The 22,180-nt window shown below is 69.1% G+C and carries 24 protein-coding genes, 1 tRNA gene and 1 riboswitch; of the genes, 15 read left to right on the forward strand and 10 right to left on the reverse strand.

The window, feature by feature from the left end:
• Positions 1–156 precede the first annotated feature (156 nt).
• A complete protein-coding gene (locus tag ABTZ43_RS12860) occupies positions 157–1,794 on the reverse strand; it encodes a monocarboxylic acid transporter (RefSeq protein WP_149422617.1) in 1,638 nt (545 codons plus the stop codon).
• Positions 1,791–2,138, reverse strand: a complete 348-nt coding sequence (locus ABTZ43_RS12865) for a DUF485 domain-containing protein (protein WP_314097661.1) — start codon at positions 2,136–2,138, stop codon at positions 1,791–1,793. Before ABTZ43_RS12865 ends, ABTZ43_RS12860 begins: the two co-directional genes overlap by 4 nt.
• A 109-nt stretch (positions 2,139–2,247) precedes the next feature.
• Between ABTZ43_RS12865 and ABTZ43_RS12870 the strand changes: the two genes are divergently transcribed.
• From ABTZ43_RS12870 to ABTZ43_RS12880, 3 genes are all read left to right on the forward strand, one after another.
• Positions 2,248–3,105 (forward strand): LuxR C-terminal-related transcriptional regulator, encoded by an 858-nt coding sequence (locus ABTZ43_RS12870; protein ID WP_350539114.1) that lies wholly within the window; start codon positions 2,248–2,250, stop codon positions 3,103–3,105.
• 65 nt (positions 3,106–3,170) lie between these two features.
• Positions 3,171–3,238, forward strand: a riboswitch (guanidine-III (ykkC-III) riboswitch).
• Between the two features lie 11 nt (positions 3,239–3,249).
• The gene (locus tag ABTZ43_RS12875) at positions 3,250–3,576 is read left to right on the forward strand and encodes a DMT family transporter (RefSeq protein ID WP_350539115.1); all 327 of its coding nucleotides are present in this window, start codon (positions 3,250–3,252) and stop codon (positions 3,574–3,576) included.
• A 37-nt stretch (positions 3,577–3,613) separates the two neighbouring features.
• The gene (locus ABTZ43_RS12880; RefSeq protein WP_056420449.1) at positions 3,614–3,958 is read left to right on the forward strand and encodes a histone-like nucleoid-structuring protein Lsr2; all 345 of its coding nucleotides are present in this window, start codon (positions 3,614–3,616) and stop codon (positions 3,956–3,958) included.
• Position 3,959: 1 nt separating this feature from the next.
• Here ABTZ43_RS12880 and ABTZ43_RS12885 read toward each other — a convergent pair whose 3' ends face one another.
• The gene (locus tag ABTZ43_RS12885; RefSeq protein ID WP_350539116.1) at positions 3,960–4,604 is read right to left on the reverse strand and encodes a MarR family winged helix-turn-helix transcriptional regulator; all 645 of its coding nucleotides are present in this window, start codon (positions 4,602–4,604) and stop codon (positions 3,960–3,962) included.
• Between the two features lie 77 nt (positions 4,605–4,681).
• Here ABTZ43_RS12885 and idi point away from each other — a divergent pair, with 77 nt between their 5' ends.
• The 8 genes from idi to ABTZ43_RS12925 all read left to right on the forward strand — a co-directional run bounded on the left by idi (position 4,682) and on the right by ABTZ43_RS12925 (position 12,619).
• Positions 4,682–5,203 (forward strand): isopentenyl-diphosphate Delta-isomerase, encoded by a 522-nt coding sequence (idi, locus tag ABTZ43_RS12890; protein WP_350539118.1) that lies wholly within the window; start codon positions 4,682–4,684, stop codon positions 5,201–5,203.
• A gap of 29 nt (positions 5,204–5,232) precedes the next feature.
• A complete protein-coding gene (locus ABTZ43_RS12895) occupies positions 5,233–6,285 on the forward strand; it encodes a polyprenyl synthetase family protein (RefSeq protein WP_350539119.1) in 1,053 nt (350 codons plus the stop codon).
• On the forward strand, positions 6,282–7,187 hold the full coding sequence (locus ABTZ43_RS12900) for a phytoene/squalene synthase family protein (RefSeq protein WP_056420434.1): 906 nt from the start codon (positions 6,282–6,284) through the stop codon (positions 7,185–7,187). Before ABTZ43_RS12895 ends, ABTZ43_RS12900 begins: the two co-directional genes overlap by 4 nt.
• Positions 7,184–8,785, forward strand: coding sequence for a phytoene desaturase family protein (gene crtI / locus ABTZ43_RS12905; RefSeq protein WP_350539120.1), 1,602 nt, complete (start codon positions 7,184–7,186; stop codon positions 8,783–8,785). Before ABTZ43_RS12900 ends, crtI begins: the two co-directional genes overlap by 4 nt.
• Entirely contained in the window at positions 8,785–9,126 is a 342-nt protein-coding gene (locus ABTZ43_RS12910; protein ID WP_350539121.1) for a lycopene cyclase domain-containing protein, read from the forward strand. Before crtI ends, ABTZ43_RS12910 begins: the two co-directional genes overlap by 1 nt.
• Complete coding sequence (locus ABTZ43_RS12915) at positions 9,123–9,452, forward strand: lycopene cyclase domain-containing protein (protein WP_350539122.1); 330 nt, start codon at positions 9,123–9,125, stop codon at positions 9,450–9,452. The genes ABTZ43_RS12910 and ABTZ43_RS12915 overlap by 4 nt, the downstream gene beginning before the upstream one ends.
• Positions 9,449–10,336: a prenyltransferase gene (locus ABTZ43_RS12920; RefSeq protein ID WP_350539123.1), complete on the forward strand. Its 888-nt coding sequence runs from the start codon at positions 9,449–9,451 to the stop codon at positions 10,334–10,336. The genes ABTZ43_RS12915 and ABTZ43_RS12920 overlap by 4 nt, the downstream gene beginning before the upstream one ends.
• A gap of 96 nt (positions 10,337–10,432) precedes the next feature.
• Entirely contained in the window at positions 10,433–12,619 is a 2,187-nt protein-coding gene (locus tag ABTZ43_RS12925) for an MMPL family transporter (protein WP_350539124.1), read from the forward strand.
• Between the two features lie 15 nt (positions 12,620–12,634).
• Here ABTZ43_RS12925 and ABTZ43_RS12930 read toward each other — a convergent pair whose 3' ends face one another.
• Entirely contained in the window at positions 12,635–13,303 is a 669-nt protein-coding gene (locus tag ABTZ43_RS12930; protein WP_350539125.1) for a FadR/GntR family transcriptional regulator, read from the reverse strand.
• 248 nt (positions 13,304–13,551) lie between these two features.
• Here ABTZ43_RS12930 and ABTZ43_RS12935 point away from each other — a divergent pair, with 248 nt between their 5' ends.
• Complete coding sequence (locus ABTZ43_RS12935) at positions 13,552–15,279, forward strand: 2-isopropylmalate synthase (RefSeq protein WP_350539128.1); 1,728 nt, start codon at positions 13,552–13,554, stop codon at positions 15,277–15,279.
• Here the strand turns inward: ABTZ43_RS12935 and ABTZ43_RS12940 are convergent.
• The 4 genes from ABTZ43_RS12940 to ABTZ43_RS12955 all read right to left on the reverse strand — a co-directional run bounded on the left by ABTZ43_RS12940 (position 15,241) and on the right by ABTZ43_RS12955 (position 17,964).
• A tRNA-Arg gene (locus tag ABTZ43_RS12940) sits at positions 15,241–15,314 on the reverse strand. The genes ABTZ43_RS12935 and ABTZ43_RS12940 overlap by 39 nt on opposite strands.
• 34 nt (positions 15,315–15,348) lie before the next feature.
• Positions 15,349–15,846: an HNH endonuclease gene (locus ABTZ43_RS12945; protein ID WP_045254360.1), complete on the reverse strand. Its 498-nt coding sequence runs from the start codon at positions 15,844–15,846 to the stop codon at positions 15,349–15,351.
• A gap of 335 nt (positions 15,847–16,181) precedes the next feature.
• Positions 16,182–17,000, reverse strand: coding sequence for a M23 family metallopeptidase (locus ABTZ43_RS12950; protein WP_082539487.1), 819 nt, complete (start codon positions 16,998–17,000; stop codon positions 16,182–16,184).
• A gap of 262 nt (positions 17,001–17,262) precedes the next feature.
• Complete coding sequence (locus ABTZ43_RS12955; protein WP_045254343.1) at positions 17,263–17,964, reverse strand: iron-dependent transcriptional repressor DtxR; 702 nt, start codon at positions 17,962–17,964, stop codon at positions 17,263–17,265.
• Positions 17,965–18,063: 99 nt separating this feature from the next.
• On the opposite strand from ABTZ43_RS12955, the gene serC reads away from it, so the two are divergent.
• Positions 18,064–19,176, forward strand: coding sequence for a phosphoserine transaminase (serC, locus tag ABTZ43_RS12960; protein WP_149422603.1), 1,113 nt, complete (start codon positions 18,064–18,066; stop codon positions 19,174–19,176).
• Between the two features lie 60 nt (positions 19,177–19,236).
• On the opposite strand, the gene ABTZ43_RS12965 is transcribed toward serC, so the two are convergent.
• Together ABTZ43_RS12965 and ABTZ43_RS12970 are read right to left on the reverse strand one after the other, a co-directional pair.
• Entirely contained in the window at positions 19,237–19,950 is a 714-nt protein-coding gene (locus tag ABTZ43_RS12965; RefSeq protein ID WP_350539126.1) for a DUF3027 domain-containing protein, read from the reverse strand.
• The gene (locus tag ABTZ43_RS12970) at positions 19,934–20,314 is read right to left on the reverse strand and encodes a cold-shock protein (RefSeq protein WP_056420401.1); all 381 of its coding nucleotides are present in this window, start codon (positions 20,312–20,314) and stop codon (positions 19,934–19,936) included. The genes ABTZ43_RS12965 and ABTZ43_RS12970 overlap by 17 nt, the downstream gene beginning before the upstream one ends.
• Positions 20,315–20,454: 140 nt before the next feature.
• Between ABTZ43_RS12970 and ABTZ43_RS12975 the strand changes: the two genes are divergently transcribed.
• Entirely contained in the window at positions 20,455–20,730 is a 276-nt protein-coding gene (locus ABTZ43_RS12975; RefSeq protein WP_056420398.1) for a hypothetical protein, read from the forward strand.
• A gap of 10 nt (positions 20,731–20,740) precedes the next feature.
• The coding region (locus ABTZ43_RS12980; protein WP_350539127.1) for a helicase-associated domain-containing protein at positions 20,741–22,180 on the forward strand (1,440 nt) is incomplete at its 3' end.

The raw sequence follows: 22,180 nt of genomic DNA on the forward strand, positions 1-22,180 counted from the left end.
CCCGGCGGCGGGGGGGGGGCCCGGCGGGGCGGCCCCCCCGCCCCCCCGGCACCCGGCCTGCCTGCGCCGGGGGGGGGGGCCGCGCCCGGGCCCCCGGGGGCGGCGGCGGGGGGGGCCCACGTTCCGCTCACCCGCGCGACGGCGGGCTCGGGGCGGTCAGTGATCGACCGCCTTCTCCGCACCGAACCCGGTGAGCGAGCGCACCTCCATCTCCGCGGCGAGCTGCGGGGATTCCTTCGTACGGCTCGTGATCGTTCCGAGCCAGCCGAGGAAGAACCCGAGCGGGATCGACACGATGCCCGGGTTGTTCATCGGCCACAGCACGATGTCGATCCCGGGGATCATCGAGGTGGGTGAGCCGGAGAAGACCGGCGACAGCACGATCAGGATGATCGCTGCCGCGAGCCCGCCGTACATGCTCCACACCGCACCGCGGGTGTTGAACCGACGCCAGAAGAGCGAGTAGAGGATCGTGGGCAGGTTGGCCGATGCCGCGACCGCGAACGCCAGCGCCACGAGGAAGGCGATGTTCTGCCCCTGGGCGCCGATCCCGCCCACGATGGCGAGGATGCCGATCACGACGACCGTCCGACGGGCCACCCGCACCTCGGCATTCGGATCGGTCACGACCGGCGCGCCCGAGGCATCCTTCCTGCCCTTCTGGATCACGTTCGCGTAGATGTCGTGCGCGAAGGACGCCGCAGCCGTGATCGTGAGCCCCGCGACCACCGCGAGGATCGTGGCGAACGCGACCGCCGAGATGAACCCGAGGAGCACGGGCCCACCGAGGTAGAGCGCGAGCAGCGGGGCCGCGGAGTTCGGCCCACCGGGGGCGGCCGCGATCACATCGGCACCGACGAGGGCACCCGCGCCGTAGCCGAGCACCAGCGTCAGCAGGTAGAACCCGCCGATCAGCCAGATGGCCCACACCACCGAGCGCCGCGCCTCCTTGGCCGTCGGCACCGTGTAGAAGCGCATCAGCACGTGCGGGAGTCCCGCGGTGCCCAGCACCAGCGCCATGCCGAGAGACAGGAAGTCCCAGGGGTTCGCGCCGTACTGCAGACCAGGTCCGAGGATCGCCTCGCCCTTGTCGGAGTTGGCGACGGCGGCTTCGAGAAGCGTGTTCAGGTTGAACCCGTTGATGGCGAGCACCCAGATCGTCATGGCGATGGCGCCGCCGATGAGCAGGAACGCCTTGACGATCTGCACCCAGGTCGTTCCCTTCATGCCGCCGATGAGCACGTACACGATCATCAGCACGCCGACCACCGCGATCACGATCGACTGCCCCACGCGGCCGTCGATGCCGAGCAGCAGCGAGACCAGTCCGCCGGCGCCCGCCATCTGCGCCAGCAGATAGAAGAAGCAGACCGCGAGGGTCGTGATCGCGGCCGCCATGCGCACCGGCTTCTGCGTGAGCCGGAAGGAGAGGACGTCGGCCATCGTGAACTTGCCGGTGTTGCGCATCAGCTCGGCGACCAGCAGCAGGGCGACGAGCCAGGCGACGAGGAAGCCGATGGAATACAGGAATCCGTCGTACCCGTTGATCGCGATCGCCCCGCAGATGCCGAGGAACGACGCCGCCGACAGGTAGTCGCCGGCGATCGCGAATCCGTTCTGGGGGCCGGTGAACGAGCGTCCGGCCGCGTAGTAGTCGGCGGCCGTCTTGTTGTTGCGGCTCGCGCGGATGACGATGAACAGCGTCACCGCCACGAAGGCCGCGAAGATCGAGATGTTGAGGATCGGGTTGCTCTCGACCGTAGGAGCGGCGGTCGCCGCGTGCACGGCGTTCATGCGTCACCCTGCGCCTTCTCGAGACCTTCGCGGATCTCCGTCGCGATCGGATCGAGCTTCCTGTTCGCGAATGCGACGTAACCCATCGTGATGGCGAATGTGGTCACGAACTGGCCGAGCCCCATCAGCAGGCCGACGGTGATATCGCCCCACACTCGCTGCGACATGAAGTCGATCGCGAACGCGGCGAGCAGGACATAGACGAAATACCAGATCAGGAAGAATGCCGCGAGCGGGAAGATGAACGACCGCTGGGTCTTCTTCAATTCACGGAATCGGGGGGATTCTTCAACCGCGATGTAATCGATCGCGCCTGCGGAATCCGCCGTCGGATGGTCGGTCATGGGGCCTCCTTGCCACATGGTCTACGGCTCGCCCTCGCCTGCCGGGCGAATGATAGGGTCGACGCTACGAAACGGGGAACAGCGCCGTCACCCCCGAAAGTAGGTAGTCGTGAGCACATCGACCGCGAGCGAGTCCGAGACCGAGCTCGTCGCCCGGGCGGTGCGCGAGCTCGCCCAGCGCACGAGGTTCCCGGTCACGTTCGGCGGCCTGATCGACGACGGGGTCGTCAGCGTCACGAGCATCGTCGGCAACCGCACCCGCAGCCTCGACGGCCTGCGCGTCAAGCCCGAACGCGGTCTGGGTGGCCGGGCGATGATGGAGCTGCGTCCGCGCATGACGAACGACTACGGATCCTCGCAGCAGATCACCCACGACTACGACGTCTTCGTGCTCGGCGAGGGTCTGCGCACCCTGCTCGCACTGCCGATCATCGTGGACGGACGCCCCCGCGGAGTGCTCTACGCCGGGTCCTGGGACCGGACGCCGGTGGGGGGCGTGACCACTGCCCCCGCGATGCAGGTCGCCCATTCGGTCGCGGAGGAACTGCGCGTCCGCGACGAGGTGGAGCGACGCCTGCGGGCCGCGGGCCCGGCATCCGATGCGGTGCCGGCGCGTCAGCGCGAAGAGCTGCGGGAGAGCTTCGCCGAGCTTCGCAGCATCGCGGCCTCGGTCGACGACGCGGAGCTGCGCGCGCGCATCGCTCAGGTGGAGCGCCGGCTGCTGACGCTGTCAGGAGATGCCGCGTCCCCGACGACGGGCCCGATCACGACCGTGCATCTCTCGCGACGAGAGACGGACGTCCTCGCCTGCGCGGCCCTCGGCGCGACCAACGGCGAGATCGCCACCCAGCTGGGTCTGCGCGAGGGCACCGTGAAGGCCTACCTCGGCACGGCGATGTCGAAGCTGGACGCATCCACCCGGCACGCCGCGGTCACGAAGGCGCGTCGGGCGGGGCTGCTCCCCTGACCGAGGCCGTGGGGCCGCAGGCAGCGGGTGCACAGCCCCTGCCCAGCGCGCACGGCTAGCCTGGATGACGGTCGGCGATCACCGGCCCCGGACGAGGCAGACCAGTACCCGGTGAGCGCAAAGACTGGTCCGAAAGGACCACTCATGTCGTGGATCGTGCTGATCGTCTCCGGAGTCCTCGAGGCCGTGTGGGCGACCGCCCTCGGCAAGTCCGAGGGATTCACCAAACTCTGGCCGAGCGTCATCTTCGTCGGCGGACTGCTGCTCTCGATGGCCGGTCTCGCCTTCGCCATGCGTGAGATCTCCACCGGCACCGCCTACGCCGTGTGGGTGGGCATCGGCGCCACTCTCACCGTCGTGTGGGCGATGGTGACCGGAGAGAGCGATATCTCCTGGCCACGCATCCTGCTTCTTCTGGGATTGGTCGGTTGCATCGTCGGGCTGAAATTGATCGACCCCGGTCACGAATAAATGCGCAGCTATTCGCCGCTCGCGGTAATGTCATCACATGGCTAGAAGAATTGTGCACCAGTTGGTCGATGACATCGATGGGTCGGTCCTGGAGGTGGGCGAAGGCGAGACCGTGCATTTCTCGCTGAATGGCACCTCGTACGAGATCGATCTGAATACCGCGCATGCCGAAGAATTGCGCGCGGCGCTCGAGCCGTACATCTCGGCAGGACGTCGGGCCGGGTCCTCCGCGGCGACGCGCTCCGCTGCACCGAGAAAGCGTCAGGGACGCAATCCCGAGGTCGCCGCGATCAGGGCCTGGGCGAATGACAACGGCTACACGCTGTCGGAGCGGGGACGCATTCCCAATCCCGTCGTCGAGGCATACAACGCCGCGCACTGACTCACTCGGAGGTCGCGACTCCGGCCTGGGCCCACGGCTCATCCCGGATCGCGATCTCCTGCGCCATGTCGGAGAGGAAGCGGATGACCACGTCCCGCTCCTCCGACGTCAGTCGCGCAGCCGAGTAGAACCGTTTCGCCTGCTGCTTCCCCACCGTCTCCATGGCCGCCCGGCGGGTCTCCGCAGTGATCGAGATCGCGAGCGCGCGTCGGTCGGTCGGATGCGGCGCCCGACGGATGTGCCCACCCTTCTCGAGCCGATCCAGCAGCTTGGTTGTCGATGCCGTGGAGATCCCCAGATGCGTGGCGATCGCGCCCGGCGTCGCGGTTCCCCCGCGGTTCTCCGACACGATCAGGTAATGCAGCGCTCTCATGTCCGTGTCGTTCAGACGCATGTAGCGCCGCGACGCCAGAGACAGCTTCTGCTCCGCATCCCTGAGCTCACCCAGGGCCCCCATGACCTGCGCGATCTGCCGAAGATCTTCGGGGTCGACGCCCGAGCGGTCGATCAGAGCGCTGCGGGGATCGCTCGAATCCACGTCGTAGAGCGCGGCGTGCGACAGCCTCTCGGCGAACTCGCCTTCCCGTGCCACGAGGGCGTCCGACGCACCGTCCCCCGGGGGACTGGCGTCGGGTCCGTTGCGCATGACATCATGCTACACACCATTGGATTCATGTTATGTTGATTATTAGCTAAGCTAGCGAAATCAAGGAGGTTCCCCCGATGGATGAGGTCACCCTCCTTTCCCCTGACGGAGTCGCGATCGGAGTCCTCGCGAAAGACGCGGTGCACACGACCGACACCCCCCTGCACCTGGCCTTCTCGTGCTACGTGCTCGACCATGAGGGACGCCTGCTCGTCACCCGCCGCGCCCTGTCGAAGCGCACCTGGCCGGGCGTGTGGACCAACAGCTTCTGCGGACATCCCCGCCCCGACGAGGTCATGACGGATGCCGTCCGGCGGCGAGCGCTCGACGAACTCGGCCTTCGGATCACCGACATCTCCCTCGTCCTCCCGGACTACCGCTACCGCGCGGTGGATGCGAGCGGCATCGTCGAGAACGAGATCTGCCCCGTGCACGTCGCCATCGCCGACGGCGCACTCTCCCCCGACCCCGACGAAGTCGCGGAGTGGGCGTGGGTCGATCCCGCCGACTTCGCCCGGTCGGTCGACGGCGCGCCCTTCGCCTTCAGCCCCTGGCTCACCGAGCAGCTCCCCCGGCTTCGCGAGCTCGGAGTCCTCTGATCATGCCCCCGGTGGCGATACGAGAAGACATGAGCACCCGCCTCGAAGAGGTGCTGAGACAGCGGTTCGCCTTCCACTGCGAGAATGCGGAGGCATACGGCCGCGAGTTCGCCGCGCTGTGGCGCGCGACCGCGGATCACGCTCTCGGCGGCAAGCTCGTGCGCCCGCGGCTTCTTCTCGACATCCACCGCGCACTCTCCCCCGACGCGGGTGAGGAGCCGAACCTCGCGGCAGTGGACATCGCGGCGCACATCGAGCTGCTGCACTACGCGTTCCTCCTTCACGACGATGTCATCGACGGCGACCTGACGCGACGCCGGCGACCCAACCTGATCGGCGCGCTCGCTGCGGGAAGCCCCGGCGTGACCGAGGAGGACTCGCTGCACTGGGCTCGCTCGAGTGCGATCCTGATGGGAGATCTGCTGCTCTCGGCGGCCATCATCGGGTTCGCCCGAGCCGATGTCCCCTCGCACGCCCGCTCCCGCCTTCTCGATCTGGTGGAGCAGACGATCCTCGAGACCGTGGCGGGCGAGCACACCGACGTCGCGCTGAGCCACGGCATCATCCCCTCGGACGTCGACACGGTCCTGGCCATGAGCGTCTACAAGACCGCGACGTACTCGTTCTCCCTTCCCCTGCGGGCGGCCGCGCTGCTCGCCGGGGCCTCCGTCTCGGCGGAGCAGACGCTCGAAGACGTCGGACGCCGCCTGGGCCTCGCCTACCAGCTGCAGGACGACCTGCTGTGCGTGTTCGGCGATCATCGGGCCCACGGCAAGGACGCCTTCTCCGATCTGCGCGAGGGCAAGGAGACCGCGATCATCGCCTTCGCGAGGTCGACCGATGCGTGGCCGCAGATCGCCCCGCGATTCGGCGCGGTCGACCTGAGCCTGCAGGACGCCACGGCGATCCGCGACCTGCTGCGGGGCTGCGGCGCGGAGCGGTTCGTGGTCGGCCTGATCGGCGAGCAGCTCGACGGCGTCTACGCACTGCTCAGCGAGGCCGAGCGCGACGGACAGATCACCTCGGACGCGGCACGAGCGATCCTCGTCTCCGCCTCCCGCCTCGAAGGACGACAGGTATGACACCGACCCGCGACGGCTCCCCCGAGGAGAGCCTCGGCCGATTCAGCCGCGCCGCCGACACCGCATCGACCGAAGTGATCCGCACGTACTCCACGTCTTTCGGCCTCGCGACGCGCCTGCTCGGCGAGCGGCACCGTCAGCACGTGCGCAACATCTACGCGATGGTGCGCATCGCCGACGAGGTCGTCGACGGCGTCGCCGCTCAGGCCGGACTCGATGCCGCCGCGCAGACCGAGGCGCTCGCGTCGTACGTCGCCGAGACGCACCGTGCGATGCGGGCGGGCTACAGCACCGATCTCGTGCTGCACGCCTTCGCCAGGACCGCTCGGGACTGCGGGATCGGCGAAGACCTCACGCAGCCCTTCTTCGACTCGATGGGCGCCGACATCGCCGCCGCGGCGGACTTCACCCCGTACGACGCCGACGCGCACGCCCGCTACGTCTACGGCTCGGCCGAGGTGGTCGGCCTCATGTGCCTGCAGGTGTTCCTCCGCGGCGAGCGCCGCACCGCCCGTGAACGGGAGATCCTGACCCACGGCGCCCGCCGGCTCGGCGCGGCATTCCAGAACGTGAACTTCCTGCGAGACCTCGCCGACGACACCGACAGACTCCAGCGGGGGTACCTCGGCGGATCGGCACGGCTCACCGACGCCGACAGAGACGACTGGGTACGCACCATCAGAATGCAGCTCACCGACGCGCGGCGCGCGATCCCGCTCCTGCCGAAGGACGCCCGCGCCGCCGTCCGCAGCGCGCTCGCGCTCTTCGAGGCCCTGACGACGAGGATCGCGAGGACCCCGTCCGCCGTGCTCTACGAGAAGCGGGTCAGAGTGCCCGATCCCATGAAGGCCCTGCTCACGGCCCGCGCCGTGCTCGTGACATCGCTGGAGCGCGACCGATGAGCCGCGTGGCCGTCGTCGGCGCCGGGGTCGCGGGCCTGGCCGTCGCGGGGCTGCTCGCCCGCGACGGGCACGAGGTGACCGTCTACGAGAAGAACGGCAGGGTCGGCGGCCGTGCGGGCACGATCGAGCGCGACGGCTTCCGTTTCGACTCCGGTCCGTCGTGGTATCTGATGCCCGAGGTGTTCGACCACTTCTTCGCGATGATGGGCACCAGCACCGAGGCGCAGCTTGATCTCACGCTGCTCGACCCCGGCTACCGCGTCTTCCGGCAGCCGTCGGCAGACGGCTCCCCCTCTCCGTCCGTCACCGTTCCCGCGGGGCGCGACGAGGTGTCCCTGCTCTTCGAGTCGCGCGAGCCGGGTGCGGCGAAGGCCCTCGATGCCTACCTCGACTCCGCGCACGAGGCCAGGGTGATGGCAGAGCGCTACTTCCTCTACAACCCGTTCACGCGGCTGCGCGGGTTGATGACCCCCGAGGTGCTCCGTGCCCTCCCGCGTCTCTTCACGCTGCTGGGCACACGCCTGCAGTCGTTCGCCGCTCGCCGGTTCCGCGATCCGGTGATCCGCCAGCTGCTCGGCTATCCCGCGGTGTTCCTCGGCACGGACCCCCGCACGGCACCGGCGATGTACCACCTGATGAGCGCGCTCGACCTCGACGAGGGCGTGAGCTATCCGCAGGGCGGCTTCTGGCGCGTCGTCGAGAGGATCGCCGCCGTCGCGGAGTCCGCCGGGGTCCGGATCGTGCGCAATGCCGATGTCACGGCGATCACGACGGGGATCCGTTCCGGGAACCCCACGGCCACGGGCCTCGAATGGCGCGACGCCGATGGCACCGCACACGCGGTCGAGGCGGACATCGTGGTGTCGGGCGCCGACCTGCACCACACCGAGACGGCGCTGCTCCCCGCCCATCTGCGGACCTACCCCGACTCGTGGTGGCAACGGCGCACGAGCGGCCCGGGCGCGGTGCTCGTCATGCTCGGCGTGCGCGGCTCGCTTCCCGACCTCCCGCATCATTCGCTGTTCTTCACCGAGGACTGGGACGCCAACTTCGACGCCATCTTCGGCGATGAGCCGACGATCCCCGCCCCCGCGTCCATCTACGTCTGCCGCCCCAGCGCGACCGACGACTCGGTGGCGCCGGAAGGGCACGAGAACCTCTTCGTGCTGGTGCCGATCCCCGCCGACACCGCATTGGGCGGCGGCGGATCCGACGGTGCGGGCTCCGCGCTGATCGAGCGCACGGCGGATGCCGCGATCGATCAGATCGCCGCCTGGGCCGGCATCCCCGACCTTCGTGACCGCATCGTCGTGCGCGAGACCAAGGGGCCCGCTGACTTCCTCGAGGAGTACAACTCGTGGCGCGGCGGGATGCTCGGCCCCGCGCACATCCTGTCGCAGAGTGCGATGTTCCGCGCCCAGAACGCATCGCGCCGCGTCGCCGGCCTGTACTACGCCGGAGCCACGACCGCACCGGGTGTGGGCGTGCCGATGTGCCTGATCAGTGCCGAGATCGTGCTCAAGCGAATCCGCGGAGACCATTCCAGCGGACCGCTGGACGCCCCCGCGGCGGCCGATCCGGCGGCGAGCGCGTCGTGATGGGATTCGTCTACCTCGCGGTGCTGCTCCTCGTCCTCGGCTGCATGCTGCTTCTCGATCGACGCTTCCGGCTCTTCTTCTGGAGGGATGCCGTCTCGGCATCCCTCGTCACGATCCTCGGCCTCGCGTTCTTCCTGATCTGGGACATCGCCGGCATCGCCGGGGGGATCTTCTTCCGAGGTGACGCGGTCGTCGCGACCGGCATCGTGCTCGCACCGGAACTGCCGATCGAGGAGCCGGTGTTCCTGCTCTTCCTGGTCGTGTGCACCATGGTCCTCTACACGGGCTCGGTACGGCTGCTGTCGACACGCGCCCGGACCCGGAGCGAGGTGCGCCTGTGACCTATCTCGAGCTCTCGGCCTGGTTCGTCGGCGCCGCCGTGATCGCCGCGATCGTGCTCTCGCTGATCGCGGGCCGGCGGCGCGCACGTCTCGGGGCGATCGCCCTGACCCTCGTGGCCCTCGTCATCCTCACCGCGGTGTTCGACACGCTGATGATCGCGACCGGGCTGTTCCACTACTCGCCCGCGCATCTGCTCGGCGTGCACATCGGCCTCGCGCCACTGGAGGACTTCGCCTATCCGATCGCCGGCGCCATCCTGCTCCCGGCATTGTGGGCCGTGCTGCGCGCCCGGCGCGGCCGCCGCGATGCGGAGGGGACCTCATGACCTCCGCCACGCGCGGCTCTCTGGGGCGCGACATCGCGCAGATCATCCTGTCGTCGCGTCCCATCAGCTGGATCAACACCGCCTTCCCCTTCGCCGCGGCCTATCTGCTGAGCACGCGTGACGTCGACCTGACGCTGATCATCGGCACCCTGTACTTCCTGGTGCCGTACAACCTCGCCATGTACGGCATCAACGACGTGTTCGATTACGCCTCGGACCTGGCGAATCCGCGCAAGGGCGGCATCGAGGGCGCTCTGCTCGCGCCGCGCATCCACCGCGCCACGCTGTGGTCGGCGGCGATCACGAACATCCCGTTCCTCGTCTATCTGGTGATCGTGGGAAACCCCGCCTCGTGGTTCTGGTTGGCGGTGAGCGTCTTCGCGGTCATCGCGTACTCCGCACGCGGGCTGCGCTTCAAGGAGCGGCCGTTCCTCGATTCCACGACCTCCAGCCTGCACTTCGTCACACCGGCGATCGTGGGGCTGACCCTGGCGGGCGCGATGATCACGCCGACGGTCGCGCTCGTGCTGGTCGCCTTCTTCCTCTGGGGGATGGCGGCGCATGCGTTCGGCGCCGTGCAGGACATCGGCCCCGACCGCGAGGGCGGAATCGGCTCGATCGCCACGGTGATCGGAGCCCGTGCGACCGTCCGTCTGTCGATCGCGCTGTGGACGCTCGCGGGGATCGCGATGCTGTTCACCGCGTGGCCCGGCCCGCTCGGCGCTCTCCTCGCCGTGCCCTACATCGTGAACGCGGCCCCGTGGTGGACGGTGACCGACGAGAGCTCCCCCGGCACGAATCGCGCGTGGCGCCGGTTCATCACGCTGAACTACTTCGCCGGTTTCCTCGCGACGATGATCCTGATCCTCGCCTGGGTGTCCTGAGCGCCGCAGCTCTTGAACCCCCGCACGCGCACCACCCGCACCGACTCCCCCGCCGTACCCTGCCCGCCTCCCCGCACAGTCCTCGAGAGGAATCCGATGTCCAGCCCTGAGCATGCGCCGACCCCGCCGATCCGAGAGCGTTCGCGGCGGCGTTCCTGGATGCGCGTCCTCCTCCCCGTCGCACTGATCCTGGTCTGGCTGGTCGGGGCGGGACTCGGAGGGCCGCTGTTCGGCAAGGTCGACGAGGTCTCCTCCAACGATCAGACGAGCTATCTGCCGGAATCCGCCGACGCGACCCAGGTGCAGAAGCTGCTGGGCGCGTTCACCGACAGCGACGCCATCCCCGCGATCGCCGTCTTCGTGAGCGACGGCGAGCTGTCGGAGTCCGATCTGCAGACGATCTCGGATGCTGTGGCCGACGCGCCCTCGACCGAGGGCGTGAGCGCGGACGTCTCGCCGGCCCTCACCTCCGACGACGGACGGGCCGTGCAGGCCTTCATCCCGATCGAGGGCGACGCGGAGCTCGCGGATGCGGTCGACGCGCTCGGTGCCCAGCTCCGCGAGGCCGCACCGGCCGGGGTGACCGTGTACGTCACGGGCCCGGCGGGGTTCAGCGCCGACCTCGTCGCCGGGTTCGCCGGCATCGACGGGCTACTGCTCGGCGTCGCGCTGCTCGCCGTACTGGTGATCCTCGTGCTGGTCTACCGCTCGTTCCTGCTGCCGCTCGTCGTACTCTCCACGAGCCTCTTCGCGCTCTGCGTGGCACTCCTGGTCGTGTGGTGGCTGGCCAAGTTCGAGGTCTTGCTGCTCAGCGGGCAGACCCAGGGCATTCTGTTCATCCTCGTGATCGGCGCGGCGACCGACTACGCCCTGCTGTTCGTCGCCAGGTTCCGCGAGGAGCTGCGGGTGATGCAGGACAAGGGAGCCGCTGTGCTGGCAGCCTGGAAGGGCTCGGTGGAGCCGATCGCCGCCTCGGGCGGCACGGTGATCGCGGGACTCCTGTGCCTGCTGCTGAGCGACCTCAAATCCAACAGCACCCTCGGCCCGGTGGCCGCGATCGGCATCGTGTTCGCGATGCTCGCCGCGCTCACCCTGCTGCCGGCACTGCTGCTGCTGTTCGGCCGGGCGGTGTTCTGGCCTCGACGTCCGGCGTTCGAGCCCGAGGTCGTCGCCGAGGAGCACGGCATGCGCACGACCGGCCTGTGGGCGCGGCTCTCGCACCTGATCACCAGGCACCCCCGCGTGATCTGGATCGCGACCACCCTCGTCCTCGTCGCCGGCGCCGCCGGGGTCCTGCAGCTCAACGCGAGCGGTGTCCCGCAGTCCGACCTCGTGCTGGGAAGCTCGGAGGCCCGAGACGGCCAGGTCGCTCTCGGCGAGCACTTCCCCGGCGGATCCGGCAGCCCGGTGTACGTCATCGTCGCCGAGGAGGATCTTCAGGACGCGGCCGATGTGCTCCTGGCCGACGACGGCATCGACGGCGTAACCGTCGCCGCATCCGACTCCCCGAGCGGTTCGGCCCCCGTCACCGCGGACGGCCTGCAGGCGGTCGGTCCTCCCGGCACGGCGGTGCCGGAGCCGACCGTCGTCGCGGGCGACGTGCTGGTGCAGGGCACCCTGACCGACGCGGCCGACTCCGACGCCGCCGCCGCGACGGTGCGGGAGCTGCGCACCTCGCTGGACGATCTGGATGCGCTGGTCGGCGGGGTCACCGCCACCGCGGTCGACACGAACGACGCCTCGATCCACGACCGCAACCTGATCATCCCCGTCATCCTCGTGGTGATCATGGTCATCCTGATGCTCCTGCTGCGATCCGTCCTCGCACCCGTGCTCCTCATCATCACCACGGTGCTGTCCTTCGGCACCGCGATGGGGGTGTCCGCGCTGGTGTTCAACGGCGTGTTCGACTTCCCCGGGGCGGATCCCGCCGTTCCGCTCTACGGTTTCGTGTTCCTCGTCGCGCTGGGCATCGACTACAACATCTTCCTCATGACGCGGGTGCGGGAGGAGTCGCTCGCCCACGGCACGCGCGAGGGCGTGCTCCGCGGCCTCTCGATCACGGGCGGCGTGATCACGTCGGCGGGGCTCGTGCTCGCTGCGACCTTCGCGGCGTTGTCGGTGATCCCGATCCTGTTCCTCGCGCAGCTCGCGTTCATCGTCGCGTTCGGTGTGCTGCTCGACACGTTCGTGGTGCGCTCGCTGCTCGTGCCGGCGCTCGCGTACGACCTCGGTCGAGTGATCTGGTGGCCGTCGAAGCTGTGGCGCAGCGGTCGCGACTGAGGTCGATGACGACCGTCAGCCGAGCGTCTTCGCGAGGTCGACGAGATGGGTGCGGCTCTCGGCGGCCGCCCGTGCGGAGTCGCGCGCCGCGACGGCGTCGGCGAGCAGTGCGTGGCGGTCGTCATCGGCCCGACCGCCGTCGTCCGCACGCAGCCGGAGCATCTCGATCATCGCCTGCCGCATACGCGGGGTGAAGCCGTCGAACAGCTCGAGCAGGATCGGGTTGTGGGCGGCCGCGACGATGCTGCGATGGAACGCGGTGTCGGCATCGACATGCGCCTCGACCCCCGAGTGGTGGGCTCGGCGACCGACGAGCGCTCGACGGATGAGCCGGAGATCGGATGCCGTGCGGCGCGACGCAGCGAGAGCGGCGGCCTCCGTCTCGATCGCCGTGCGCGCCTCGATGACCGCGACGATATCGGCGCGGCGGAGCACGGCATCCCAGTCCTCGGGCGCCTCGAGTGCGGTGACGAACACTCCCGACCCCTGACGCGTCGCCAGCATTCCCCGTCCTGCCAGCTGACGGATGGCCTCGCGGATCGTCGAACGTCCGACACCCAGCTGCACGGCGAGCGTGGTCTCCCCCGGGAGCTTCTGTCCGAGTTGCCACTCCCCCGAGCCGATGCGCGCCATCAGGATGTCCGACGCCTGGTCGGCAAGAGGCGTGCGTTCGATCCGAGTCATGCGTTCATCTTAACTTGTCAACTTGTCTGAGGAGTTGCTACGGTGAGTGCGTGACGCTCGACCTCCTCCTTCTGCGCCACGACGGGACCTAGCCGACCGGCTCCCCGTCGTGGGGTGCACCGCGCCGCCGGTCATCACACCCCCGCACCGAGGAGTTCCCGATGTCCATGCTGTTCCCCACCCTCTCCACCCCCGCCGGCCCGGTGCCGGACTCGTCGCCGTCATGGAACCGCCAACGCCGGTCCCAGATGCCGTCGCATCGCTACGCCTCGGTGTTCGACCGCGTCGCCGTGCCGCTCGTCGACCGCGAGTGGCCGACCGCCCAGCTGACGGCCGCGCCGCTGTGGGTGCCGGTCGACCTCCGCGACGGGAACCAGGCGCTCGCCGAGCCCATGGATCCGGTGCGCAAACGGCGCTTCTTCGAGCTCCTCGTCACGATGGGCTACAAGGAGATCGAGGTCGGCTATCCCTCCGCCTCGCAGACGGACTACGACTTCGTCAGGCTCCTCGCCTCGTCGGACCTCGCCCCGGACGACGTCACCATCGTCGTCTTCACCGCTGCGCGTCGCGATCTGATCGAACGCACGGTGGAGTCGGTGCGCGGCATCCGCAACCCGGTCGTCATCCACGTCTACACGGCCACCGCCCCCACCTGGCGGGACACCGTCCTCGGTCGCACCCGCACCGAGCTGAAGGACCTGATCCTGAGAGCGGGGCAGGATGTGCTCGATCTCACCGACGGACTCCCCGATGTGCGCTTCCAGTTCTCGCCCGAGGTCTTCAACCTCACCGAACCCGACTACGTGCTCGACCTGTGCGACGCCGTGACCACGCTCTGGGATGCGACACCCGAGCGCCCGGTGATCCTGAACCTGCCCGCGACCGTCGAAGTCGCGACGCCGAACGTGTACGCGGACCAGATCGAGTACATGCACCGCAACCTCGCCAGGAGAGAAGGAGTGATCCTCTCCGTCCACCCTCACAACGACCGCGGCACCGGGGTCGCCTGCGCCGAGCTCGCGGTGCTCGCGGGGGCGGAGCGTGTGGAAGGATGCGTCTTCGGCAACGGCGAGCGCACCGGCAACGTCGACCTCGCGACCCTCGCCCTCAATCTTCACGCGCAGGGAGTGGATCCGATGATCGACTTCTCGGACATCGACGAGATCCGACGCACCGTCGAGCACTGCAACGGCATCGAGGTGCATCCACGGCATCCCTACGTCGGCGACCTCGTGCACACCGCGTTCAGCGGCACCCATCAGGATGCGATCCGGAAGGGACTCGCCGAGCATCGCTCCCGCGCCGGTGCCTCAGGCGCGGATGCTCGCGAACAGCGGTGGCTCGTCCCCTACCTGCCGATCGACCCCGCCGACCTCGGTCGCAGCTACGACGCTGTCATCAGGGTCAATTCGCAATCGGGGAAGGGCGGTATCGCCTATCTGCTCGAGAAGGAGTTCGGGATCGAGCTGCCACGGCGACTCCAGATCGAGTTCGCGAAGACGGTTCAGGCGCATGCCGACAGTGTCGGCGATGAGCTGACGGCGACGGACCTGTGGGCCCTGTTCGCGCACACCTACCTGCCTGCGCCTGCGAGAGATATGCCGACGCTGACGAACTATCGGCTGGACGGCTCCCAGGTGCACGTCACTCTGCGGTCGGACTCGGCAGAGCGCACCCATCGAGGGGTCGGCGCCGGGCCCGTCGAGAGCCTCGTGTCCGCTCTCGTCGACTCAGGCATCACCCTCGAGGTCCTCTCGCTTCATCAGACGAGCCTCGGAGCGGGAAGCACGGCGGATGCTCTCACGCTGCTCGAGTATCGCGATGCCCACGGCACCCGCTGGACCGCAGGGCGGGCTGCGTCGGTTCTGGACGCGAACTTCGACGCGGTGATGAGAGCCGCATCCCTGAGCGGACGCGCGAGCAGTGAGCGAGAAGGGTGCCCTCGACTGGATTCGAACCAGCGACCTGCCCTTTAGGAGAGGGCTGCTCTATCCTGCTGAGCTACGGGGGCGAGGATTTCATTCTAGAGGAACCCCCGCCCTCGCTCAGGCGGCCAGAGCCAGATACGGCTCCCATCGGGGGTCGCCTCGCTCGGTGCCGCGGACGGTCCAGGCGGAGCCGTGGGGAGGCCGGGGAGCGAAGCGCAGCTCCCACCGCATCTCCTGCGGGGTGCGGTCGCTCTTGATGTTGTTGCATCGGAGACAGCAGGCGACGAGGTTCTCCCAGGAGTCGGCGCCCCCACGGGATCGGGGCATCACGTGATCGATCGTCGACGCCGCTTTGCCGCAGTAGCCGCAGCGGTGGTTGTCCCGACGGAGCACACCGCGGCGGGTGACGGGCACGCGCCTGCTGGACGGGATGCGCACGTACCGGGAGAGGATGATGACGGCCGGGCGATCGTAGACGCCGTGGCTGCCCCAGACCGGGTCGCCCTCCACGCGTTCGATCACGGTGGCCTTGTCGTTCATGACCAGGACCAGTGCTCTCTTGAACGACACGATCGCGAGCGGTTCGTATCCTGCGTTCAGTACCAGTGTGCGCATCGTCATCCTCTCGATCCGCCGGGACGGCTTCCCGGCACTCTCGACTCACACGAAGCCGCGCAGGGCGGAAGCGTTCGCAGGGATGAGAAAAGGCGCTGTCTACAGACAGCGCCTTTTGCACACAGCAAGACCGTGACGTCCCTGCGGACGATGCAGGAGGACGTGACGACCGAGGGCATCCATGGTTCGGATGCTCGGTATTCGCTCCATCTGCCTCTCCCGCCTATGCGACAACGGGTTCAGGCTAACCCATCCCGCGGACACCGGGGTCGAACCCGGGGTGAACGCTCAGAGGCGTGTCCGTGACGACGCGCGGAAGGGCGAGACGACCGGGGTCAGCCGGCGTTCGCGCCGAGCCAGGCGATGGGCTCCATGAGACCGCCGTTGACCCACACCTCGAAGTGCAGGTGGTTCGCGGTGGATCGCCCGGTGCTTCCGACGAATCCGATCAGCTGCCCGGCGACGACGGTCTCGCCGGCCTGCACCTGGCGCGAGCCGTAGGTCATGTGCCCGTAGGTGGTCTGCACGCGCTGGCCGCCCACGACGCTGTCGAGCATGACGGCCACGCCGTAGCCGCCGATGCTCTCGGCCGAGGCACGCACGACTCCGGCGGCGGCCGCGTAGATTGGGGTGCCCGCAGGAGCCAGCATGTCCGCGCCCTGGTGGGCGCCGCCGACGGTGCGGCTCACGTTGTAGGACCCCTGCGGAAGCGGGTAGCGCACCTCGCCGGAGCCGGGCGACACGAGGGAGTAGTTCCCGATGTCGTAGTTTCCGGAGCCCGACGTCGACGCGGTCGAGGCGGCGGCTGCGGCCCGTGCGGCTGCGGCCTCCTCCGCCTTCTTCTTCTCGATCTCGTCAGGCGTGGTGGCCGTGAAGGTTCCCCGACCGAGCGACGACGCGGTGGCGTCCGAGGCGACGACCAGGGACTGCGCGTCGACCGCGGCCATCTGCTGGACGGTCGCCGAGGCCTCGATCGGCTTGGAGGCGGCATACGCGGGGAGCGCCACAGCGGCCACGAGAGCACCCACTGCCCCGAAGATGGCGATCGAACGCAGGGGCTTGACGACCTTGCGTGCGTCCACCCGGCCGCCGGTGCGGCGGGCGACTGCTCGATCTTCGGTTGTCTTCGCGGGCGTTTCGATGTCTGTGGCCAAAACTAAATCCTCCTGCGCCTGCACGCCTGTCGGCGCTGGCTCGTCGGCACTCTGCTCTCGTGGCACGAACGTATCTCGGGTACTTTGTGCGGTCTGACCGAGAGGTCGACGAGCCTGGAAGGCGGATCCTCTCGGGTGTCGTCAGCGGGCTTCTTCGACGACTCGTCCGAGGTTACCGGAAGATAACGATCCTGTCACCCCGTGAAGCTGGCAATCACCGGGGCGGCGGAATCACGCGGATCCGAGACCGGGAGGATGAGGATCAGAGCGGCTCGCCGACGAGGAAGATGTGCGAGGCGAGCTCGACGGGAAGCTCCAGGCCGTCGTCCTTGCCCTCCATCTGGATGAGCACATAGCCCTCGTTGAAGCGGTAGTCGCCCTTGGCGCCGGGCATGACGCCCGCATCGCGGAGCTGTTCGAGCAGCTCGGGGTCGACCTGCGCGGGCTCGGCGAGGCGCCGCACGGTGCCCTCGATCGGCGCGCCGGCGGCGTTCAGCTTCTGCACGAGCCCGATGACGCCCTCGTCGAAAGTGCGGGCGGGGGTGTCGCCCAGCTGGTCGAGACCGGGGATCGGGTTGCCGTACGGCGATTCGGTGGGGTGTCCGAGAAGCTCGACGAGTCGACGCTCGACCTGCTCGCTCATGACGTGCTCCCAGCGGCAGGCCTCTTCATGCACGTAAGCCCAATCGAGGCCGATGACGTCGGACAGCAGTCGCTCGGCCAGCCGGTGCTTGCGCATGACGTCGACCGCCTTGCGGCGCCCGGCGTCGGTGAGCTCCAGCCTGCGATCCTCCGAGACCACGACGAGCCCGTCGCGCTCCATGCGTCCGACCGTCTGCGAGACGGTCGGACCCGAGTGCCCGAGACGCTCGGAGATGCGCGCGCGCAGCGGCACGATGTTCTCCTCCTCGAGTTCGAGGATGGTGCGGAGGTACATCTCCGTGGTGTCGATCAAGTCCGTCATGTGGCCCTCCGGGTCTTCTTAGGCAAGCCTACATTCCCGAGCGGACATCGGGGCGTCACGCGGCGAGGCGACGGCGCGGGCACGCCCTAGAATCGACGCATGGCGATCGAGATTCCCCGAGACCTCCTGCCCGCTGACGGCCGCTTCGGATGCGGCCCCTCGAAGGTGCGCACCGAGCAGCTCGATGCGCTGCTCGCCGCAGGGCCGACACTGCTCGGCACCTCGCACCGCCAGGCACCGGTGAAGAACCTCGTCGGCAGCGTCCGCGAGAACCTCGCCGCGCTCTTCACACTCCCCGACGGCTACGAGATCATCGTCGGCAACGGCGGATCGACGGCGTTCTGGGACGCCGCGGCCTTCGGCCTGATCGAGCACCGCAGCCAGAACCTGGTGTTCGGCGAGTTCGGAGGCAAGTTCGCCGCGGCCGCCGCCGCACCGTGGCTCGCCGCTCCGGACGTGCGCAAGGCCGAGCCGGGCTCCCGCACGGCCGCCGAGATCGTCGACGGCGTCGACGTCTACGCCTGGCCGCACAACGAGACCTCGACCGGCGTCTCCGCTCCGATCGACCGCGTCGTCGCCGAGGGGGCGCTGACGGTGATCGATGCGACGAGCGCAGCCGGCGGGATCGATTTCGACCTCGCTCAGGCAGACGTCTACTACTTCGCCCCGCAGAAGAACCTCGGCTCCGACGGAGGACTGTGGTTCGCCGCGGTCTCGCCCGCGGCGATCGATCGCATCGAGCGCATCGCCGCCTCGGATCGCTACATCCCCGAGTTCCTCAGCCTGAAGAACGCGCTCGACAACTCCCGCCTCAATCAGACGCTGAACACGCCCGCGCTGACGACCCTGCACCTGCTCGACAGCCAGCTGAGCTGGATCCTGTCGAACGGAGGGCTCGCCTGGGCCGGCGCACGCACGGCCGAATCCTCCGGCATCCTCTACGACTGGGCCGCATCCTCCGCTGTCGCGACGCCGTTCGTGGCGGAGGCCGCGCATCGTTCGCCCGTCGTCGTGACGATCGACTTCGACGACAGCGTCGACGCCGCCGCCGTCGCCAAGACACTGCGCGCCAACGGGATCGTCGACACCGAGCCGTACCGCAAACTCGGCCGCAACCAGCTCAGGGTCGCGACGTTCGTCTCGATCGAGCCGGACGACGTCCGTCAGCTCACCCGCTGCCTCGACCACGTCCTCGCGCAGCAGAGCGCCTGACACCGGGGGGGGAATGAGAAAGGGCCGCGTTCGCACGCGGCCCTTTCTCATTCCCGGAGGTCACTCCTCGTCGTCTGAGGCATCCTCATCGGCGTCGGGATCGGAATCGTCGTCCTCGTCATCCTCGGACTCGTCGTCATCCTCGGGCTCGTCTTCGTCCGACTCGTCTTCCGCGGCGGAGTCGTCGAGTTCGTCGATATCGACCCCGTCGAGATCACCCGCGTGCAGCTCGCGCGGCACCGCCGCGAGGTCATCCTCGTCGAGGTCGTCATCGTCGTCGTCATCATCATCATCGTCGTCGTCGTCGAGGTCGTCATCGTCGTCGTCGTCGTCGTCGTCGAGCTCATCGTCCTCGAGCTCGTCGTCTTCCAGCTCATCGCCCTCGGACGCGTCCTCGTCGGCGACGGCGAGCGCATCGCCCTCCTCGGTCGCGGCCGCCTGCGCGGCGAGCTCGACCTGATGCGCACGGTAGTCGGCGAGACGCTCGGCCCACGGCACCCACTCCGGAGCGAGCAGCGCACCGTCGCCCGGCAGCAGCTCGAGCTCGAGCACCGTCGGCTCCGCGTCCTCGACGCGCGCGACCGTGACCGTCCAGTACCACCCGGGGTAGCCGGGCATGCGGTTCTGGAAGCGCAGCGACACGGATCCGTCGTCCTCCGCCCGATAGTCGGCAGCAGGGCCGACGGTCGACGCGGGGGTGATCTCGTGCAGTGCGGACAGGGCGAGATCGTGGGCGCCGAGAAGACGCTCGTCGGGCTCAGGCTTCGAGGTCATCGGCTACCTTGCGCAGGACGGCCGCGATCTTGCGGCCGTGGGCGGACGAGGGGTAACGGCCGCGACGCAGGTCGCCGCCCATCCCGTCGAGGAGCTTCACGAGATCCTCGACGATGATCGCCATGTCGTCGGCCGGCTTGCGCTTGGCCTTCGCGAGGCTCGGGGGTGCTTCCAGCACCCGCACGGACAGCGCCTGCAGTCCGCGCTTGCCGTCGGCGACGCCGAACTCGACACGCGTCCCCGCCTTGACCGCAGCGCCGGCCGGCATGGCCGAGGCGTGCAGGAAGACGTCCTGGCCGTCATCGGCGGCGATGAAGCCGAAACCCTTGTCTTCGTCGTAGAACCTGACCTTGCCGGTGGGCATGGGAGAAACCTCGCTGAGTCGGTGTGGAGCTGGGATCGGACGCGTGGATGCGACCACCACCAGCCTACCGGTCGCCCGGCAGGGAATCCGTAGGTCACGGGGCGGAACCGCGCGGTCGCGCAGCGACTAGGCTCAGAGGGATGAGCACCCAGAGTCCCGACCTCGAGCCTCCCGTTCGCCGCGTGGATCGCATTCTCGCGTTCACGGCGCTCGGACTCGCGGCGGCCTCGATCATCTGCTTCTTCGCGATCATCATCGGCACCGCCGTCGGCATGCAGCAGGAGGACTTCGGAGCGGGAGCCTGGCCGTTCGTCGCCGCGATCCCGTATTGGGGCCTTCCCGCCGCCTTCCTGATGATCATCGCGCTGCTCGTCATGAGCTTCATCCGCAAGGGTCGCGCGACGTCGCGGCCCTGAGGACTCCGGCATGAGCACGCACGCACGCCCGCTGGCCGAATGGCTCTCCGCGGCGAGCGACGCGGAGCTCGCCACCCTCTTCGCCGCGCGGCGTGTGCGACCGGATGCGGGATGGCAGGACTTCTTCGACGCCGCGGAGGCCCTCCTCGACACGGCCTCGGTGACCCGCATCCTCCCCGCGCTGACGCACTCGGAAGCCGCCGGCCTGCTCGCCGCCGCGACATCCGACGACGCGCGGGTGAGCGGGCCGTCGGCCGACACGCTGCGAGCGCTCGCGCTGCTCCGCCCGGACGGTTCGCCCTTCCCGCCGGTCTCGGCTGCCGTGGCCGAGCGCACCGTGCCGGAGCCCGTCGACGCGGTCGAGCCGCGCACCGCTGACGAGGCCGCCACCGCCCACGCCGCCGAGCGGGCATTCACCACGGTGTCGGCACTCGCCGACATCCTCCTGCTGGCCCGCGATCGACCGTTCGCTCTGCTCGCCGGGGGCACCATCAGCGCCGGCGAGAAGCGGATGCTGAGCGACGCGGGTATGGCGCCCGAATCGATCGACGCCCTCATCGCGATCGTGACGGATGCGGCGCTCGTCGTCCAGGTCGACCGACAGCTGCGGATCACGACGGCGGCCGAGGCGTGGCTGCGATCCTCGGTCGGAGATCGCTGGAGCACGCTCGTACGCGGATTCCGCGACTCGCTGCCGCGCGGCGTGCGCACCGAACGCGGGGGCTGGTCGCCCGCCGCATCGTGGCCCCTGGCGCACCCCTGGGACGCCGCCTGGCCGGAGCGCAGCAGCGCGCTCCTCCAGCGCGCCCGCCTTCTCGGCCTGCTCACCGACGACGACGGCGAGACCGCCTGGGCGACGGCGCTGCGGAACGGGGGCGACATCGACGCGAGCGCTCTCACCGCGCTGCTGCCGGCCGAGGTGGATCGCATCTTCCTCCAGAACGATCTGAGCGCCATCTCCCCCGGTCCGCTCGCACCGGCGCTGGATGTGCGCCTGCGCACCCTGGCGACACGCGAGTCGGCGGCGCAGGCGTCGACGTATCGGTTCACCCCGGAGTCGATCGCCCACGCGCTCGTGCTCGGCGAGACGGAGCAGACGATCCTCGAGTTCCTCGAGTCGCTCTCGCTCACGGGGATCCCGCAGCCGCTCCGCTACCTCGTGACCCAGACCGCGCAGAGACACGGTCTCGTGCGGGTCTCGGTCGAGCCGGGCACCGGCAGGACGCGCATCGACAGCAGCGATCAGCACCTCATCGAGGCCATGTCGGTCGACCAGGGTCTCCGCGCGCTCGCGCTGACGCGCGAGGGCGCGTCCCTCTCCACGCGAGTCGGGCGCGACACCGTCTACTGGGCGCTGACGGATGCCCGATACCCGGCGACCCTCGTCGATGAAGACGGCACGGCGATCACGGGAGAACGCCATCCGGCACCGCCGGCGCCGGCCCCGACG

This window comes from Microbacterium sp. NPDC097977 (assembly GCF_040302605.1).
In the GTDB taxonomy this organism is placed as follows: Bacteria; Actinomycetota; Actinomycetes; order Actinomycetales; family Microbacteriaceae; genus Microbacterium.

Excerpts from the sequence above, each read along its gene's own strand:
- ABTZ43_RS12860 (WP_149422617.1), bottom strand. The coding sequence starts at position 1,794 with ATGAACGCCGTGCACGCGGCGACCGCCGCTCCTACGGTCGAGAGCAAC.
- ABTZ43_RS12865 (WP_314097661.1), bottom strand. The coding sequence starts at position 2,138 with ATGACCGACCATCCGACGGCGGATTCCGCAGGCGCGATCGATTACATC.
- ABTZ43_RS12875 (WP_350539115.1), top strand. The coding sequence starts at position 3,250 with ATGTCGTGGATCGTGCTGATCGTCTCCGGAGTCCTCGAGGCCGTGTGG.
- ABTZ43_RS12880 (WP_056420449.1), top strand. The coding sequence starts at position 3,614 with ATGGCTAGAAGAATTGTGCACCAGTTGGTCGATGACATCGATGGGTCG.
- ABTZ43_RS12885 (WP_350539116.1), bottom strand. The coding sequence starts at position 4,604 with ATGCGCAACGGACCCGACGCCAGTCCCCCGGGGGACGGTGCGTCGGAC.
- idi (WP_350539118.1), top strand. The coding sequence starts at position 4,682 with ATGGATGAGGTCACCCTCCTTTCCCCTGACGGAGTCGCGATCGGAGTC.
- ABTZ43_RS12895 (WP_350539119.1), top strand. The coding sequence starts at position 5,233 with ATGAGCACCCGCCTCGAAGAGGTGCTGAGACAGCGGTTCGCCTTCCAC.
- ABTZ43_RS12900 (WP_056420434.1), top strand. The coding sequence starts at position 6,282 with ATGACACCGACCCGCGACGGCTCCCCCGAGGAGAGCCTCGGCCGATTC.
- crtI (WP_350539120.1), top strand. The coding sequence starts at position 7,184 with ATGAGCCGCGTGGCCGTCGTCGGCGCCGGGGTCGCGGGCCTGGCCGTC.
- ABTZ43_RS12910 (WP_350539121.1), top strand. The coding sequence starts at position 8,785 with ATGGGATTCGTCTACCTCGCGGTGCTGCTCCTCGTCCTCGGCTGCATG.
- ABTZ43_RS12920 (WP_350539123.1), top strand. The coding sequence starts at position 9,449 with ATGACCTCCGCCACGCGCGGCTCTCTGGGGCGCGACATCGCGCAGATC.
- ABTZ43_RS12925 (WP_350539124.1), top strand. The coding sequence starts at position 10,433 with ATGTCCAGCCCTGAGCATGCGCCGACCCCGCCGATCCGAGAGCGTTCG.
- ABTZ43_RS12930 (WP_350539125.1), bottom strand. The coding sequence starts at position 13,303 with ATGACTCGGATCGAACGCACGCCTCTTGCCGACCAGGCGTCGGACATC.
- ABTZ43_RS12935 (WP_350539128.1), top strand. The coding sequence starts at position 13,552 with ATGCCGTCGCATCGCTACGCCTCGGTGTTCGACCGCGTCGCCGTGCCG.
- ABTZ43_RS12945 (WP_045254360.1), bottom strand. The coding sequence starts at position 15,846 with ATGCGCACACTGGTACTGAACGCAGGATACGAACCGCTCGCGATCGTG.
- ABTZ43_RS12955 (WP_045254343.1), bottom strand. The coding sequence starts at position 17,964 with ATGACGGACTTGATCGACACCACGGAGATGTACCTCCGCACCATCCTC.
- serC (WP_149422603.1), top strand. The coding sequence starts at position 18,064 with ATGGCGATCGAGATTCCCCGAGACCTCCTGCCCGCTGACGGCCGCTTC.
- ABTZ43_RS12965 (WP_350539126.1), bottom strand. The coding sequence starts at position 19,950 with ATGACCTCGAAGCCTGAGCCCGACGAGCGTCTTCTCGGCGCCCACGAT.
- ABTZ43_RS12970 (WP_056420401.1), bottom strand. The coding sequence starts at position 20,314 with ATGCCCACCGGCAAGGTCAGGTTCTACGACGAAGACAAGGGTTTCGGC.
- ABTZ43_RS12975 (WP_056420398.1), top strand. The coding sequence starts at position 20,455 with ATGAGCACCCAGAGTCCCGACCTCGAGCCTCCCGTTCGCCGCGTGGAT.